This is a genomic window from Prauserella muralis (assembly GCF_003202285.1).
Taxonomy (GTDB): Bacteria; Actinomycetota; Actinomycetes; order Mycobacteriales; family Pseudonocardiaceae; genus Prauserella_B; species Prauserella_B muralis.
The window spans coordinates 346,074-361,726 of the sequence record NZ_MASW01000005.1; the positions used below are offsets into that span (position 1 = coordinate 346,074).

General features: G+C 73.6%; 16 protein-coding genes. 8 read left to right on the top strand and 8 right to left on the bottom strand.

Annotated elements, in window-relative coordinates:
- Positions 1-21 precede the first annotated feature (21 nt).
- Positions 22-483, bottom strand: coding sequence for a tRNA (cytidine(34)-2'-O)-methyltransferase (locus BAY60_RS22335; protein ID WP_112283007.1), 462 nt, complete (start codon positions 481-483; stop codon positions 22-24).
- A gap of 110 nt (positions 484-593) precedes the next feature.
- Here BAY60_RS22335 and BAY60_RS22340 point away from each other — a divergent pair, with 110 nt between their 5' ends.
- A complete protein-coding gene (locus BAY60_RS22340) occupies positions 594-2,177 on the top strand; it encodes an alkaline phosphatase D family protein (protein WP_112283008.1) in 1,584 nt (527 codons plus the stop codon).
- A gap of 125 nt (positions 2,178-2,302) precedes the next feature.
- On the opposite strand, the gene BAY60_RS22345 is transcribed toward BAY60_RS22340, so the two are convergent.
- Genes BAY60_RS22345 through BAY60_RS22360 form a run of 4 tightly spaced genes read right to left on the bottom strand, consistent with a single transcriptional unit; the run spans position 2,303 to position 5,727 of the window.
- Positions 2,303-2,737 (bottom strand): acyl-CoA thioesterase, encoded by a 435-nt coding sequence (locus BAY60_RS22345; protein WP_112283009.1) that lies wholly within the window; start codon positions 2,735-2,737, stop codon positions 2,303-2,305.
- Entirely contained in the window at positions 2,730-3,683 is a 954-nt protein-coding gene (locus BAY60_RS22350; protein ID WP_112283010.1) for a TAXI family TRAP transporter solute-binding subunit, read from the bottom strand. The genes BAY60_RS22345 and BAY60_RS22350 overlap by 8 nt, the downstream gene beginning before the upstream one ends.
- Complete coding sequence (locus BAY60_RS22355; protein WP_112283011.1) at positions 3,680-5,065, bottom strand: sensor histidine kinase; 1,386 nt, start codon at positions 5,063-5,065, stop codon at positions 3,680-3,682. The genes BAY60_RS22350 and BAY60_RS22355 overlap by 4 nt, the downstream gene beginning before the upstream one ends.
- A gap of 2 nt (positions 5,066-5,067) precedes the next feature.
- Positions 5,068-5,727, bottom strand: a complete 660-nt coding sequence (locus BAY60_RS22360; protein WP_112283012.1) for a response regulator transcription factor — start codon at positions 5,725-5,727, stop codon at positions 5,068-5,070.
- A gap of 134 nt (positions 5,728-5,861) precedes the next feature.
- Here BAY60_RS22360 and fabG point away from each other — a divergent pair, with 134 nt between their 5' ends.
- Positions 5,862-6,566, top strand: a complete 705-nt coding sequence (gene fabG / locus BAY60_RS22365; protein ID WP_112283013.1) for a beta-ketoacyl-ACP reductase — start codon at positions 5,862-5,864, stop codon at positions 6,564-6,566.
- Between the two features lie 37 nt (positions 6,567-6,603).
- Positions 6,604-7,371, top strand: coding sequence for an enoyl-ACP reductase FabI (gene fabI / locus BAY60_RS22370; RefSeq protein WP_112283530.1), 768 nt, complete (start codon positions 6,604-6,606; stop codon positions 7,369-7,371).
- Positions 7,372-7,387: 16 nt separating this feature from the next.
- Here the strand turns inward: fabI and BAY60_RS22375 are convergent, their stop codons facing one another.
- Together BAY60_RS22375 and BAY60_RS22380 are read right to left on the bottom strand one after the other, a co-directional pair.
- A complete protein-coding gene (locus BAY60_RS22375; protein WP_112283014.1) occupies positions 7,388-8,566 on the bottom strand; it encodes a Cmx/CmrA family chloramphenicol efflux MFS transporter in 1,179 nt (392 codons plus the stop codon).
- 78 nt (positions 8,567-8,644) lie between these two features.
- On the bottom strand, positions 8,645-9,220 hold the full coding sequence (locus BAY60_RS22380) for a TetR/AcrR family transcriptional regulator (RefSeq protein ID WP_112283015.1): 576 nt from the start codon (positions 9,218-9,220) through the stop codon (positions 8,645-8,647).
- An 88-nt stretch (positions 9,221-9,308) separates the two neighbouring features.
- Here BAY60_RS22380 and BAY60_RS22385 point away from each other — a divergent pair, with 88 nt between their 5' ends.
- Positions 9,309-10,358: a ferrochelatase gene (locus BAY60_RS22385; protein WP_112283531.1), complete on the top strand. Its 1,050-nt coding sequence runs from the start codon at positions 9,309-9,311 to the stop codon at positions 10,356-10,358.
- 7 nt (positions 10,359-10,365) lie between these two features.
- On the opposite strand, the gene BAY60_RS22390 is transcribed toward BAY60_RS22385, so the two are convergent.
- Positions 10,366-11,163 (bottom strand): hypothetical protein, encoded by a 798-nt coding sequence (locus tag BAY60_RS22390; protein WP_112283532.1) that lies wholly within the window; start codon positions 11,161-11,163, stop codon positions 10,366-10,368.
- A 67-nt stretch (positions 11,164-11,230) separates the two neighbouring features.
- On the opposite strand from BAY60_RS22390, the gene BAY60_RS22395 reads away from it, so the two are divergent.
- Genes BAY60_RS22395 through BAY60_RS22405 form a run of 4 tightly spaced genes read left to right on the top strand, consistent with a single transcriptional unit; the run spans position 11,231 to position 15,620 of the window.
- A complete protein-coding gene (locus BAY60_RS22395; RefSeq protein WP_112283016.1) occupies positions 11,231-12,640 on the top strand; it encodes an ATP-binding protein in 1,410 nt (469 codons plus the stop codon).
- On the top strand, positions 12,637-14,598 hold the full coding sequence (locus BAY60_RS22400; protein WP_112283017.1) for a VWA domain-containing protein: 1,962 nt from the start codon (positions 12,637-12,639) through the stop codon (positions 14,596-14,598). Before BAY60_RS22395 ends, BAY60_RS22400 begins: the two co-directional genes overlap by 4 nt.
- A gap of 24 nt (positions 14,599-14,622) precedes the next feature.
- Complete coding sequence (locus BAY60_RS37265; RefSeq protein ID WP_170160507.1) at positions 14,623-14,775, top strand: hypothetical protein; 153 nt, start codon at positions 14,623-14,625, stop codon at positions 14,773-14,775.
- A 59-nt stretch (positions 14,776-14,834) separates the two neighbouring features.
- Positions 14,835-15,620 carry a DeoR/GlpR family DNA-binding transcription regulator gene (locus tag BAY60_RS22405; protein ID WP_146771066.1) on the top strand — a complete coding sequence of 262 codons (786 nt, stop codon included), beginning with the start codon at positions 14,835-14,837 and terminating at the stop codon, positions 15,618-15,620.
- Positions 15,621-15,653 lie beyond the last annotated feature (33 nt).

Below are 15,653 nucleotides of genomic sequence, written 5' to 3' on the forward strand. Positions count from 1 at the left end.
CCGGCGGCCCGCCTCGCCGGGTCAGGCCCCGGCGAAGCCGTGCTGGCGCCACGCCTCGTACACCACGATCGAGGCGGTGTTGGTGAGGTTGAGCGAGCGGGACGTGGGCAGCATCGGCAGCCGCAGCCGGTCGGTGACCCTCGGGTCGGCCAGCACCGGTTCGGGCAGCCCGGTCGACTCGGGGCCGAACAGCAGCACGTCGCCCTCGGTGTAGGCGACGTCGGTGTAGCGGCGGGCGGCCCTGGCGGTGAAGGCGTACACCCGGGCCGGGTTCAGCGCCTTCCACGCTGCCTCCAGGTCGGCGTGCACCTCGACGTGGGCGAGGTCGTGGTAGTCGAGCCCGGCGCGGCGCAGGTGCTTGTCCTCGAGGGTGAAGCCGAGCGGCTCCACCAGGTGCAGCTCACAGCCGGTGTTGGCGGCCAGCCGGATCGCGTTGCCGGTGTTCGGCGGGATCTCGGGCTGGTAGAACACTACCCGGAACACGGTATTCGATCTTCTTCCGTTCACTCGTCGGTCGCTCACGCGCCCCGCGCAGGCCATGTGGGGAAACAACCATCGTGCCTGGTTCCCGAATCCCCACCCCGGAGGTGTCCATGGTCGCGCGACCCCACCCTGTCTCCCGCAGAAGGTTCCTCGGTTGCGGCGGCGCCGGAGCCGCGGCCGTGCTGCTCGGCACCGGCGCGTGGAACGCCGCGGGCAGCTTCGCCGCGCCGGCTGGCCAGACTAACCCGTTCACGCTCGGCGTGGGCTCGGGAGACCCCGTGTCCGACGGCGTGGTGTTGTGGACCCGCCTCGCTCCGGACCCGTTCGCCGAGGACGGCACCGGCGGCATGCCGCGCAGGCCGGTGCGCGTCGAGTACGAGGTGGCGGTCGACGAGCGGTTCCGGGGCGTGGTGCGCCGCGGCAGCGTCGTGGCCACCCCGGAGCTGGGCCACTCGGTGCACCCGGAGATCCGGGGCCTCGCACCGGACCGCGAGTACTTCTACCGGTTCCGCGCCGGGTCGGAGCTGTCCATGGTGGGCCGCACGCGGACCACGCCGGCGGTGTGGGCGCAGCCGAGGGAGCTGAACTTCGCGTTCGCCTCCTGCCAGGCATGGCAGGACGGCTACTACACCGCCTACGACCACATGGCCGACGAGGACCTCGACCTCGTCGTGCACCTCGGCGACTACCTGTACGAGTACAGCGTGGCCCGCAACCGGCGGGGCGTGACCACGGACCCGAAGTTCCACACCGAAACCGTCGACCTGGCCCGCTACCGGCTGCAGTACGGCCTGTACAAGGCCGAGGAGCCGCTCCAGCGCGCCCACGCCCGCTTCCCGTGGATCATGACGATCGACGACCACGAGGTGGAGAACAACTGGGCAGGCGACGTCTCGGAGAACGACGAGGACCCGGCGACCTTCCGGCAGCGCAGGGCCGCGGCGTTCCAGGCGATGTACGAGCACATGCCGTTCCGGCACGCGCAGCTGCCGTCCGGGCCCGAGGTGCACCTGCACCGCAGGCTCTCCTACGGCAGGCTGGCCGACTTCACGATCCTGGACACCCGCCAGTACCGCGACGACCAGCCGTGCGGCGACGGCGCGTCGGCGTCCTGCACCGAGCGGCTCGACCCGGACCGGACCATCCTCGGCGCCGAGCAGCGGGACTGGGTGCTGGAGGGCTTCAGCCGTTCCCGGGCGCGCTGGCAGGTGCTCGGCAACCAGGCGCCGATGGGGCAGACCGACCGTGACCCCGGCCCCGCCACGGAGGTGTGGCTGGACCCGTGGGACGGCTACGCCGCCGAGCGCGACCGCGTGCTCGCCGAGGCGCAGGACCGTGGGGTGCGCAACCTCGTGGTGATCACCGGTGACCGGCACCAGAACTACGCGTGGGACCTCAAGCGGGACTTCGGCGACTCCGGTTCCGCCACGGTCGGCAGCGAGTTCGTCGGCACCTCCATCACCAGCGGCGGCAACGGCGCGGACATGACCGACCAGGGCCGCGCCTTCCTCGCCGCCAACCCGCACCTGAAGTTCTTCAACTCCCAGCGCGGGTACGTCCGGGTCAACGTCGACCGGCACCGGTGGCGCAGCGACTTCCGCGTGCTGCCCTACGTCACCACACCCGGGGCGCCGATCAGCACCCGCGCCAGCTACGTCGTGGAGGACGGAAGGCCCGGCGTCCAGGAGGCGTGACCGGCGCGCCTCCCCGCAAGCTCCCCAATGCCACATTCGTAGCGCTCAACGCTACGAATGCGGCATTGGTGGCGTTCAACGCCACCAATGCCGCATTGGGGAGTTCGGGGGAGTGGTGGGGTGGGTCAGGCCGTCGCGGCGTCGCGGGCCTTGACGAGCAGGTCGCGGATGTCGTCGCCGGGCCGGGTCGGCCGGTAGGCCGTGGTGTCCACCCACACGTAGCGGTTGCTGCCCTCCAGCACGAGCTCGGCGCCCCGGTGGATGCGGATGCCGAGCACGAGCGAGGTGGTGCCGATGTGCTCGATGGACAGGCTCACCACGAGTTCGTCCTCGAACCGGCACGGCCGCAGGTAGCGCAGTCCCGTCTCGGCGACCACCATGTCGACGCCGCGGTCGGTGATGTAGTTCGTGGAGCCGAACACCACCTTGTAGAACTCGAACGCCGCCATGTCGGCGTAGGCCAGATAGTTGGCGTTGAACACGATGCCCTGCTGGTCGCACTCGTGGTAGCGCACGGTCAGCGGCATCCGCACCACCGGCGCGTGGTCCTGATCAGCCATGCAGCGCACGGTACGCGGCCGCGGCACCCGGATGCAGCGGGACCGGCCCGGTGCCGATGAGACTGCGCACGTCGAGGTACTGCGTGCCCGCGGCCTGCGCGGGCACCAGATTCGCCGCCCTGCCCACCAGCACCCGCGTGACCGCGCCCGCGACGTCGGCGGGCAACCTCGGCGCGCACACCAGCAGGTTGGCCACGCCGATCGTCGCCACCGGGCCCACCCCGGCGTAGGCGCCACCGGGAACGTCCACCCGCTGGTACACCGCTCCGTAGCGGGCGCGCAGCGCGGGCAGCACACCGTCCAGCGGCAGCAGCGCTATCGGCACGGTCCGCGCCAGCTCGGCCAGTGCCGGGGTGGGCACGCCGCCCGACCACAGCAGGCCTTCGATCCGCCCGGTGCGCAGCGCGGCGACGGCGTCGGCCAGTGGCAGGTGCCGCACCCGCGCCGTCAGGTTCGCCTCGGCCAGCAGCCGCCGTCCGGCCACGGCGGCGCCCGACCCGCCCGCGCCGAGCGACACCCGCCGCCCGGCGAGGTCGGCGACCGTGCGCACCGGCCCGTCGGCGCGCACCACGAGCTGCAGGTAGTTCTCGTAGACGCGGCCGATGGCCCGCAGCGGGTGCACCCGCGTGAACGGGTCGCCTCCCGTGACGGCCGCCTGCGCCACGTCGGCCAGCGTGAGCCCCAGGTCGGCCCTGCCGTCCTCGACCCGGCCGATGTTCACCACGCTGGCCTCCGTGGCGACCGCCCGGCAGCGCAGGCGTGGTTCGACGCGGGTGATCTCGCCCGCCAGCAGCTCGGCGAAGGCCAGGTAGAACCCGCCGCGTTCCCCGGCCGCGATGGTCACCGGCCGCTCGGAGCCGTGGTAGTGACCGCCCGTCGCGCAGCCGGCCAGCGCGCCGGCGAGGCCGGCGAACCCGGCCAGTGCGGTCCTGCGGGTGAGCGTCACGGGTGCGCCCCCGGCAGCAGCAGGTGCACGGCCAGCCCGTGCGGGGTCACCGGTCGCAGCTCCAGACCGCCGTCGCGGGCCGTGAGCAGGCTCGACGCGATGGCGAGCCCGAGGCCGGTGCCGCGCGGCGCCGCCTCGCCACCCGCGCGCCAGAACCGCTCGGTGGCCCGTGCCAGTCCTTCGGCGTCGAGGCCCGGCCCGTCGTCGGCGACCACCAGCCGCACCCGCCCGTCCTCCCGCGTCGCACGCAGGGTGACCGTGGCGCCGTCGCCCGCGTAGTGGATGGCGTTGTCCAGCACCACGTCCAGCACCTGCGCCACGTCCGGCTCCGGCACCCCGGCAGGCAACGGTCCACCGCCGGGGTGCACCAGCCGGACGCCGGCCAGCTCGGCGGAGGGCTGCCAGGCGTCCACCCGGTCGGCGATCACGCCCCGCACGTCGCACGGCTCGGCCCGCTCCCCGCCCGCGGCCAGCCGGGTCGCGGTGCTCTCCGCCACCGCCAGCGCGAGCAGCCCGTCGGCCAGTGACTCGAGGCGCTCGACCTCGCCGACCGTCGCCTCGTAGGCGCGCCTGCCCTCGTCTCGCACCGCGGGCGCGAGCGAGTCGACCCGCAGCCGCAGTGCCGCCAGCGGGTTGCGCAGCTGGTGCGAGGCGTCGGCGACGAGCCTGCGCTGCTGCTCGGCCGACTCGGCCACCGCGTCGGACATCCGGTTGACCGAGACCGCGAGCGAGCGCAGCTCCTTCGGGCCGGCCTCGGCGGGCACCTCGGCCCTGCGGCCCGCGCTCACCGCCCGCACGCCGCGCTCCAGCGCGTGCAGCGGGCGCACCACCCACCGGGCGAGCAGCAGCGCCAGCAGGACGAACCCGACCGCGGCGGCCAGCGCGCCCGCGGTGATCGCCGCCCAGCTCCGGCCGACGTCGGCCGCGGCCGCCTCGACCGAGGCGCGCAGCACCACCGCGCCCGCCACGCGCGTGCCGGTGCCGACGGGACGCGCCAGCAGCACCGACCCGGACGACCACGGGGTGAGGGTCGCGGGCCGGGGCCCCGGCTGGTTGCGCAGCGCACCCTCCACGAGCGCGGGCACGCCCGCATCGCGCACCGACAGCCCCGCCTCGGCCAGCGGGCGGCGGCGGGCGTCCACCACGAGCACGCCCTCCCCGTACAGCTCGGCGTAGCGGCGTGCCTCGGCGGCCAGCGCGGAGGCGTCGCCGGAGTCCACCGCCTGCTGGGCGAGCACGACGAACCGGTCGATGTCGCCGTCCCGGCCGATGAGCAGCTGCTGGGTGCGCTCGGCGGCGGTGCTGGCCAGCAGCGGCGCGGCGAACGCGGCGACGGCGGCCAGCGCGAACCCCGCGAGGACGAGCGAAAGCCGGGTGCGCATCCTCAGCTGCCCAGCCGGTAGCCGAAGCCGCGGATGGTCGCGAGCAGGCCGGGCCTGCCCAGCTTGGCGCGCAGCTGCGTGATGTGCACGTCCAGCGAGCGCGACACCGCCAGGTAGGCGTCGCCCCACACCTCGTCCATGATCTGCTGCCTGCTCACCGCCGTGCCGGGCCGGGCGGCGAGCACCGCCAGCACCGCGAACTCCTTCGTCGTCAGCGGCACCTCCGCGCCGCCCGCGACGACCCGGCGGGCGCCGAGGTCGATCTCCACGTCGCCGACCCGCACCGGCCCGCCGTCTGCCTGCGCGCTCGCGCCCGCGCGGCGCAGCACGGCGTCCATCCGCGCCAGCAGCTCGGCGAGCCGCACCGGTTTGGCGAGGTAGTCGTCGGCGCCGAGCCGCAGTCCCCGCACGACCGAACGCTCGTCGCCGCGGGCGGTGAGCACCACGATCGGCACCGGCGACACCTGCCGGATCTTGCGCAGCACCTCCAGCCCGTCGGTGTCGGGCAGCCCGAGGTCGAGCAGCAGCAGGTCGGCGTCGCGGTGCCGGGTCAGCGCGTCGGAGCCGCGTGCCGTCCTGGTGACGCTGTGGCCGTGGGTCTGCAGGCTCTCGGCGAGCGCGCCCGCGACGCCCTCGTCGTCCTCGACGAGCAGTACCCGCACCCCGCACCTCTCCCGCTGTGTCGAACGCCATCCAGGGTTACCTGACAGTATCCGTGCGGCCCCCGCGACCCGAGCGCGCCGAACGGATAACCTCACGGCGGCAACTGCGAGGAGTTCGGCACGAGGAGTGTGACGTGGGACGGTCCGTACTGGTCACCGGGGGCAATCGCGGCATCGGGCTGGCGATCGCGCGCGGGCTCGCCGACGCCGGGCACCAGGTGGCGGTGACGCACCGGGGCTCCGGCGCACCCGAGGGCCTGTTCGGCGTGCAGGCGGACGTCACCGACTCCGAGCAGGTCGACGCCGCGTTCAAGCAGGTGGAGGAGCACCAGGGCCCGGTGGAGGTGCTGGTGTCCAACGCGGGCATCACCGACGACACGCTGCTGATGCGCATGAGCGAGGAGCAGTTCACCCGGGTCGTCGACGCGAACCTGACCGGCGCCTACCGCGTCGCCAAGCGCGCCTCCCGCAACATGCTGCGCGCCAAGTGGGGCCGCTTCGTGTTCATCTCGTCGGTGATCGGCCTCTCCGGCGGCGCGGGCCAGGTGAACTACGCGGCCAGCAAGGCGGGCCTGGTCGGCATCGCGCGCTCGCTGACCCGGGAGCTGGGCTCGCGCAACATCACGGCCAACGTCGTCGCCCCCGGCTTCATCGTCACCGACATGACCAACGAGCTCACCGACGAGCAGCGCGCGGCGGCGCTCGCGCAGATCCCGGCAGGCCGCTACGGCGAGCCGGAGGACATCGCGAACACCGTGCGGTTCCTGGCCTCCGACGAGGCCGGCTACATCAACGGTGCCGTGCTGCCGGTCGACGGCGGCCTCGGCATGGGCCACTGAGACCGACACCCGATCCACGACGTTTCTGGAGGACTTCTTGTCCGGACTGCTCGAAGGCAAGCGGCTGCTGATCACCGGCGTCATCACCGACGCCTCCATCGCGTTCCATGCGGCCAGGGTCGCGCAGGAGCAGGGCGCGCAGGTGGTGCTCACCGGCTTCGGCAGGCTCTCGCTCGTGGAGCGCATCGCCAAGCGCCTGCCCGAGCCCGCGCCGGTGATCGAGCTGGACGTGCAGAACACCGAGCACCTGGACACGCTGGCCGACCGGGTGCGCGAGCACGTCGACGGCCTCGACGGGCTGCTGCACTCGATCGCGTTCGCGCCGGCGAGCTGCCTGGGCGCACCGTTCCTGGACGCGCCGTCGGAGGACGTGGCCAAGGCGGTGGACGTGTCGGCGTACTCGTACAAGGCGGTCGCCAAGGCCGTGCTGCCGCTGCTGTCGCGCGGTTCGTCCATTGTGGGCATGGACTTCGACGCGCGCGTCGCCTGGCCCGCCTACAACTGGATGGGCGTGGCGAAGGCCGCGCTGGAGTCGGTGAACCGCTACCTGGCGCGCGATCTCGGCGAGCGCGGCATCCGGGTGAACCTCGTGGCGGCGGGTCCGGTGAAGACGATGGCGGCGAAGTCGATCCCCGGCTTCGAGGAGCTGGAGAACGGCTGGGGCGACCGCGCGCCGCTCGGCTGGGACACCACCGACCCGACCCCGGTCGCCAGGAGCATCTGCGCGGTGCTCTCGGACTGGCTGCCCGCCACCACCGGTTCCATGATCTGGGTCGACGGCGGGGTGCACGCCACCGGCCAGTGACCGGACGCGGCAGGGCTCACGGGACGGGCGCGGGAGCAGCCTCCGGCACCGCGCGCCGCTCCAGCAGGCGGGCGGCGGCCACCGCGGCGAGCGCGGCCACGGCGAACCCGGCGCTGACCCAGGCCACGCTCGGGTAGCCGAGGCCCGCGTCGATGGCAAGGCCGCCCAGCCACGGCGCCACGACGATGCCGGTGTTGAACGCGGTGACGTTGGTGGCGCCCGCCAGCGTCGGCGCCGCGCCCGCGAGGGTGAAGACCCGCGTGTTCAGCGACGGGTTGGTGAGGAAGCCGAGCAGCCCGAGCAGGAACACCGCGGGCACGGTCAGCACGGCGCTGGAGGCGCCGAGGGCCAGCGCGGCGAGCACCACCAGGCTGGCGATGAGTCCGGCAGCCAGCGTGGCCAGGGGACGGCTGTCGGCGAGCCGCCCGCCGACGGCGATGCCGATCAACGCTCCGAGGCCGAAGACCGCGAGCACCACCGGGACCCAGCGCGATGCCAGGCCCGTGACGTCGGTGAGCAGGGGAGCGAGGTAGCTGAACGTCGCCATCGTCGTCGCGCACGTGAGCGCGGTGATGCCCAGGGCGAGCCCCAGCGCGCCGCGGCGGTAGGCGCGGAGCTCGGCCCGCAGGTCCGGCCGCTGGGCGGCGCCGCCCGCGCGGGGCACGAAGGCGAGCACCCCGGCGAGCGCGAGCGTGGCGAGCGCGGCGACCGCCCAGAACGCGGCGCGCCAGCCGCCGCTCTGCCCGAGCGCGGTGCCCAGGGGCACGCCGAGGACGTTCGCGGCGGTGAGCCCGCCTGCGACCACGGCCATCGCGCGGCCCCGGCGATCGGCGGGCACGAGGCTGATGGCGGTGACGGCCGCGACAGCCCAGAATCCCGCGCAGGCCAGGGCGCACAGCACGCGGGTGGCGAAGAGCAGCCCGTAGCCCGGCGCGAGCGCGCCGATCACGTGGCCGAGGGCGAACACACCGAGCATGCCGAGCAGGGTGAGCTTGCGCGGCAGCCGGAGGGTGGCCGCCGCGAGCAGCGGGGCGCCGACGAGCATGCCCGCGGCGAACGCGGAGACGAGCAACCCGGCGTCGGGGATGCTGACGCCGAGATCGGCCGCCAGCGGTGGCAGCAGTCCGGCGATCATGAACTCCGACGTGCCCAGGGCGAAGACGCTCAGCCCGAGGACGAGGACGGCTGGTGGCACGGCGCTGGCCTCCTTGTTATGGATCGAACGGTTCAATATGTGGGCAGGGGTACGGGCCGGAGTGCGGCCGGGCCGGGTTCAGAGGGCTTGCAGCGCCACCGCGGCGACGTTTTCCAGTGCCGCGCGGCCGGATCCGTTACGCGACATCACGCGCAGGCCGCTGATCGTGGAGTGCACGAACTGCGCGAGCGCGAGGGGATCGGCGTCGCCGTCGATCTCGCCGGCGCGCTGGCCTTCCAGGACCACCTCGCGCAGCGCCTCGACGAACGTCGCGGTGTCGCGGCGCAGGTCCTCGGTGATCTCGGCGTCGCGCCCGCCGAGTTCGGCCGCCGTGTTGACGACGAAGCAGCCCCGGCGTCCCGGCGTGCACTCGTCCTCGACGACCCTGGCGAGCAGGTCGTGCAGGCGCTGCCGGACCGGGCCCTGCTGCCGCAGCAGCTCGATGTTGCGCCGCGTCGCCTGGGACATGTACTGGCGCAACGACTTCTGGAAGAGGGCGTGCTTGCTGGCGAAGGCGTTGTAGATGCTGCTGCGCGACAGCCCGGTCGCCTCGCACAGCTGTTGCGTCGACGTGGCCTCGTAGCCGTTGTCCCAGAACAGGTGCATGGCACGCTCGACGGCGGCGTGCTCGTCGAACTCCCGTGGCCGCGGCATGGCGTCACCTTATCAGGTTATGGACTGATCCATCCAAAACGATGGCCCGGATCTGCGTGGGGGCCGCCACAGGGCGAAGATGGAGACCGTGAACTACGACGCGCTGCTGTGGCTGTCCTTCGGCGGGCCCGAGGGCCCGGACGACGTGATGCCGTTTCTGGAGAACGTGACCAGGGGCAGGGGAGTGCCGAGGGAGCGGCTGGAGGAGGTCGCCGAGCACTACCGGCATTTCGGCGGCGTCTCGCCGATCAACCGGCTCAACCGGGAGGCCATCGCGGCGGTGGAGAAAGAGCTGGCGGCGCAGGGCATCGCGCTGCCGGTGTACTTCGGCAACCGCAACTGGGAGCCGATGGTCGAGGACACCGTCGCCCGCATGGCCGCCGACGGCGTCCGCCGGGCGCTCGTGTTTCCCACCAGTGCCTACGGCGGCTACTCGGCCTGCCGCCAGTACGACGAGGACATCGAGCGTGCGCGGGCCGCCCACGGCGAGGGCGCGCCGGAACTGGTGAAGCTGCGGCAGTTCTTCGACCACCCGCTGTTCGTCGGGGCGGTAGCCGATGCCGTGCGTGCCGCGCACGCCGAGCTGGGGCAGGACACGGGCGCGCGCACGGTGTTCACCGCGCATTCCGTTCCCACCAGCGCCGACGCGGCGTCCGGCCCGCCCGGCTCCGGAGGGCACCGGTACTCCCGGCAGGTCGCCGAGGCCGCCCGGCTCGTCGCTGCCGGGGCCGGTGTGGACGGCTACGACGTCGTGTGGCAGTCCCGGTCCGGCCCGCCGCAGGTGCCGTGGCTGGAGCCCGACATCGTCGACCACATCGACGCCCTGCACGCCGACGGTGTCCGCGCCGTGGTGGTGTGCCCGGTGGGGTTCGTCTCCGATCACCTGGAGGTGATCTGGGACCTCGACAACGAGGCTGCCGACCGGGCCCGCGAGCTGGGCATGGGTTTCGCCCGCGCCGCGACCCCGAACGGCGACCCGCGTTTCGCCGAGCTCGTGGTGGAGCTGGTCACCGAGCACACCGCGGGCGCGCCCGCGCGCAAGCTGTCGGACTTTCCCGCGGCCGGATGCACCGTCAACGGCGCCCCGTGCGCCGTGGGCTGCTGCGAGCCGGTCCGGCGCCCCTCGCGGGCCGGGTGAGCGGGCGCTACGACGACCGGTTGGCCTGATCGGCGAACGTGCGCACGGCCTCGTTCACCGCGGCGCAGCGCGCCGTGCGGATGGCGTCGGCAAGGGGCCGCAGCGCGTCCGCGCGGCGGTTGACCGCCGACGCCGACAGCGCGCCGCCCGGTTCGTCGGCGTGGGCGAGCCTCAGGATGGCGCCGACCTCCTCGGCCCGCTGCAGCACCCGTAGCGAGCGGGCAGGCATCCCGGGCGGCCAGTCCGGCCGTGGCCGGGAGCGCAGCGCCGCCGACAACTCGGCGCGCACGCCGGGCCGGTCGCTGGCCACGTCGAGCGTCTGCAGGGCGCCCGCGCTGTCGCGGATGGCGTCGGTGAGGCCGTGTTCGGCCTCGGCGAGCGACACGTGCTCGGGCGCCGGCTCGTTCGCCAGGCCGTAGACCGTCCAGCGCACGAGTCCCTCGGCGATCGGCTGGGGCACCAGCCCGTGCCGCAGCCCCGTGAGCACCACCGCCTCACCGGCACGCACGGCCGCCTCGGTGAACGGGCCACCACCACCGAGGCCGCGGACGTCGCCGGGCACGGGCAGCACGAGCCGGGCGCCGGTGGCGCCGGACCCGCGCAGCACGGCCAGCAACCGGGCGGGCGCCGCGGGCACGTTGCCGGTCACGGGCAGGTCGAACGACTCGCCCGCCGCGGCATCGGCGGCCACCACCTCGTGCGCCTCGCCCCACGCGAGCAGGGCGTCGAGCGCGTTGTCGGCTGCGGCGGCACCGTGCAGCCACGCCGAGGACCAGACGGCAAGGGTCGCGCTGGGACAACACACAGCGATCGAGAGTACCTGGAGCAGGTCCACGTCGACGTCGGCCGGATGTGTCAGTAGCGTCGAACACGTGACCGCTTCGCCACCCGCACCGCCGTCGGACCTGCCCCGCACCGCAGGCGCCCTGCGCGCCGCGGGCCACACGCCGCGCGGCATCCGCACCGAGATCCACGACAACCTGCTCGGCGCCCTGCGTGCGGGCGAGAACCCGTGGCCGGGCATCGTCGGCTTCTCGCGCACCGTGCTGCCCCAGTTCGAACGTGCGCTGCTCGCGGGCCACGACGTGGTCCTGCTGGGCGAGCGCGGCCAGGGCAAGACCCGGCTGCTGCGCACCCTGGCCGGGCTGCTCGACGAGTGGACCCCGGTGATCGAAGGCTCCGAGCTGGCCGAGCACCCGCTCGCGCCGATCACGCCCGCCTCCCGCCGGCGCGCCGCCGAGCTCGGCGACGACCTGCCCGTGTCCTGGCTGCACCGCAGCGAGCGCTACACCGAGAAGCTCGCCACGCCCGACACCTCGGTCGGCGACCTCATCGGTGACGTCGACCCGGTCAAGGTGGCCGAGGGCCGCAGCCTGGGCGACCCGGAGACGATCCACTTCGGGCTCGTGCCGCGTGCCCACCGGGGCATCGTGGCCATCAACGAGCTGCCCGACCTGGCCGAGCGCATCCAGGTGGCGCTGCTCAACGTCATGGAGGAGCGCGACATCCAGGTTCGCGGCTACACGCTGCGGCTGCCGCTGGACGTGCTGCTCGTCGCCACCGCCAACCCCGAGGACTACACCAACCGGGGCCGGATCATCACGCCGCTCAAGGACCGCTTCGGCGCCGAGATCCGCACCCACTACCCGCTGGACGTCGCCGCCGAGGTCGACGTCGTGAAGCAGGAGGCGCACCTGGTGGCCGAGGTCGGCGACCCGCTGCTGGAGGTGCTGGCGCGGTTCGTGCGCAACCTGCGCGAGTCCGCGGTCGTCGACCAGCGCTCCGGCGTGTCCGCCCGGTTCGCCGTCGCGGCCGCCGAGACGGTCGCCGCCGCCGCGCTGCGCCGTGCCGCGCTGACCGGGGAGCAGCCCGCCGTGGCCCGTCCGGTGGACCTCGACGCGGTGCCCGCCGTGTTGCGCGGCAAGCTCGAGTTCGAGCCGGGGGAGGAGGGCCGCGAGATCGAGCACCTCGTGCACCTGCTGCGCCGCGCGATCGCCGAGACCGCGCGCGAGCGCTTCGCCGGGCTCGACCTGCGCCCGCTGGCCGAGGCCGTGGCCGACGGCAACCTCGTGGCCACGGGCGAGCGGGTGCCCGGCAGGGACGTGCTGTCGGCACTGCCGGAGCTGCCGGTGCTGCACGAGGTCGCCCAGCGGGCCGGGGTGTCGGCCGACGAGCCGCCGGGCCGCATCGCCTCCGCCGTCGAGCTGGCGCTGGAGTCGCTGTACCTGGCGCGGCAGCTCGCCAAGGACGCCGACGACACCACGACGGTGTACGGGCCATGACCTCCCTGCCCGAGGGCTACAGCTACGGGCCGTACCACGACGGGCCCGACCCGCTCGCCTCGCCTGCCGACCTGCGCGAGGCGATGGACGAGATCGGCCGGGACGTCATGTCCGGGTCGTCGCCGCGCTCGGCGCTGGAGGAGCTGCTGCGCCGCGGCACCGCCCGCACCGCCGGGCTCGACGAGCTGACTCGCCGGGTGTGGCAGCGGCGCTCGGAGATCCAGCGCAGGCACTCCCTCGACGGCACGCTGCAGGAGGTGCGGCGGCTGCTCGACGAGGGGCTCGACGCCGAGAGGGCGGCACTGTTTCCCGACCCCTCCGACGACGCCCGGTTCCGCGAGGCCCAGCTGGACGCGCTGCCGCCGGGCACCGCCGCCGCCGTGCGCGACCTCGCCGGCTACGACTGGACCTCCGAGACCGGCAGGCAGAACTACGAGCGCATCCGCGAGCTGCTCGGCCAGGAACTGCTGGAGTCGCGGTTCGAGGGCATGAAGCAGGCGCTGCGCGGCACCACGCCCGAGGACGTCGAGCGGGTCAACCAGATGCTGGCCGACCTCAATGCGCTGCTGTCGGCGCACGCGCAGGGCTTCTCCGACGTCGACGAGCGCTTCGCCGAGTTCATGCGCCGCCACGGCGAGTTCTTCCCCGAGAACCCGCGCACCATCGACGAGCTGATCGACGTGCTGGCCGCGCGCTCGGCCGCCGCGCAGCGCATGCTGAACTCGATGACGCCCGAGCAGCGGGCCGAGCTGGCCGAGCTGTCGCAGCAGGCCTTTGGCGACCCGCGCCTCGCGCAACAACTGTCCACTCTGGACTCCCAGTTGCGGGCCCTGCGGCCGGGTGAGGACTGGACGTCCTCGGCGCGGTTCCGGGGCAACGACCCGCTCGGCCTCGGCGAGGGCGTCCAGGCGATGACCGACCTGGCGGAGCTGGACGCGCTGGCCGAGCAGCTGTCGCAGGCCTATCCCGGTGCCCGGCTGGAGGACATCGACCTGGAGGCGCTGGAGCGCCAGCTCGGCGACGACGCCGGCGTCGACGCGCGCAGGCTCGCCGAGCTGGAGCGTGAGCTGCGCGCGCAGGGGGTGTTCGAACGGGCTCCGGACGGCTCGCTGCGGCTGTCACCGAAGGCGTTGCGGCGGCTGGGGGAGACCGCGCTGGCCGACGTGGTCCGCACGCTGCGGGGCCGCACCGGCGAACGCGACACGACCTCGGCGGGCGCGGCGGGTGAGCCGACCGGCTCGACCAGGGCCTGGCAGTTCGGCGACACCCAGCCGTGGGCGGTGTCGCGCACCGTGCGCAACGCGGTGCTGCGCACGGCCACCGAGGGCAGCAGGGGTTCGGTGCGGCTCGACGTGTCCGATGTGGAGGTCGTGGAGACCGAGCACCGGTCGCGGGCGGCGGTGGCGCTGTGCGTGGACACCTCGTGGTCGATGGTGCAGGAGGGGCGCTGGCTGCCGATGAAGCGCACCGCTCTGGCGCTGCACCAGCTCATCTCGACCCGGTTCCGGGGGGATGCGCTGCAGCTCATCACGTTCGGCCGCCACGCGGCGCCGGTGGAGCTCAGTGAGCTGGTGGGGCTGGAGGGCGCGTGGGAGCAGGGCACCAACGCCCACCACGCGCTGCTGCTGGCCGGGCGGCACCTGCGCAGGCATCCCGACGCGCAACCGGTGGTGCTGATGGTCACCGACGGCGAGCCCACCGCGCATCTCGAACCGGACGGGCACGCGGAGTTCGACTACCCGCCGAGTCCGCGCACCCTGCTCAAAACGCTGTCCGAAGTGGACAGGATAGCGAAGCTCGGCGCGGCGCTGACCGTGTTCCGGCTCGGTGACGATCCCCGGCTGGCGCGCTTCGTGGACCTGCTCGCCCGCCGGTCGGGCGGCCGCGTGGTCACCCCCGACCTGGACGGCCTCGGCGCCGCCGTGGTGGGCGACTACCTGCGCACCCGCCGCCGCTGAGCCCGCCCCCCCACGCTCCCCAATGTGGCATTCGTAGCGCTGAACGCTACGAATGCGGCATTGGTGGCGTTCAACGCCACCAATGCCACATTGGGGAAACGCAAGCGCTCGGGAGCCGATCCGAAAGCAGCTACTTTCGTTACCTTCCCGTTGCTTGATCTTTTGGTTTCAGAGTGACTACCGTCACGCCGCACCAGGTGAACGGCCACCCGGGGGTTGGAGCGGTGAGGCAGGCGATGGCGGCTGTCAGCGAGTACGAGCGCGAGCAGGAGATCCTGCGCAGGCTCGAGGCGTCCGCGCGAGTCACCGTCGCCGACCTGGTGGACGTGTTCGACGTGTCGGCGGTGACCGTCCGCAAGGACCTCGACCTCCTGGAACGCCGGGGTCTGCTGCGCCGCATCCGGGGTGGCGCGGTGAGCGTCACCAACTCCGACGAGGGCGCCTTCGCGCTGCGCCTGCGCCACGCGCGCCGCGAGAAGCTCGCCATCGCCCGCGAGGCCGCCCGCCTCGTCGACGACGGCGACGTGATCGCCCTCGACAGCAGTACCACCTGCTACTACCTGGCCGCCGAGATCGCAGGCAGGCGCAACCTCGTGGTGGTCACCAACGGCCTCACCACCGCCATGCTGCTGCAGGAGCAGTCGAACGCCACCGTCGTGCTGCCCGGCGGCGTGATCCGCAGGGCATCGTCGTCGCTGGTCGGGCAGCTCGGCGACGTGCTGGAGGGCCGCGGCGCCATCCGCAAGGGTTTCTTCGGGCTACGCGGGCTGTCCACCGTGTACGGCCTGCTGGAGCTCGCCGAGGACGAGGCGTCGGCGAAACGCTCGCTGGCCGCCGTGTGCCTGCAGCGGTTCGGCCTGTTCGACTCGGGCAAGGTCGACCGCTTCGCCCCGTACCCGTTCGTCGCCCCCGCCGACATCACCGGGCTGATCACCGACGACGCCGTGGCGCACAGCACCGTGACCGCGTGGCGCGAGATCGGTGCCGAGGTCCACGTCGTGACCCCGGACGAGCAACCATGACGCCCCCATCCGCCCGCCGTTCGAGGAGGATTC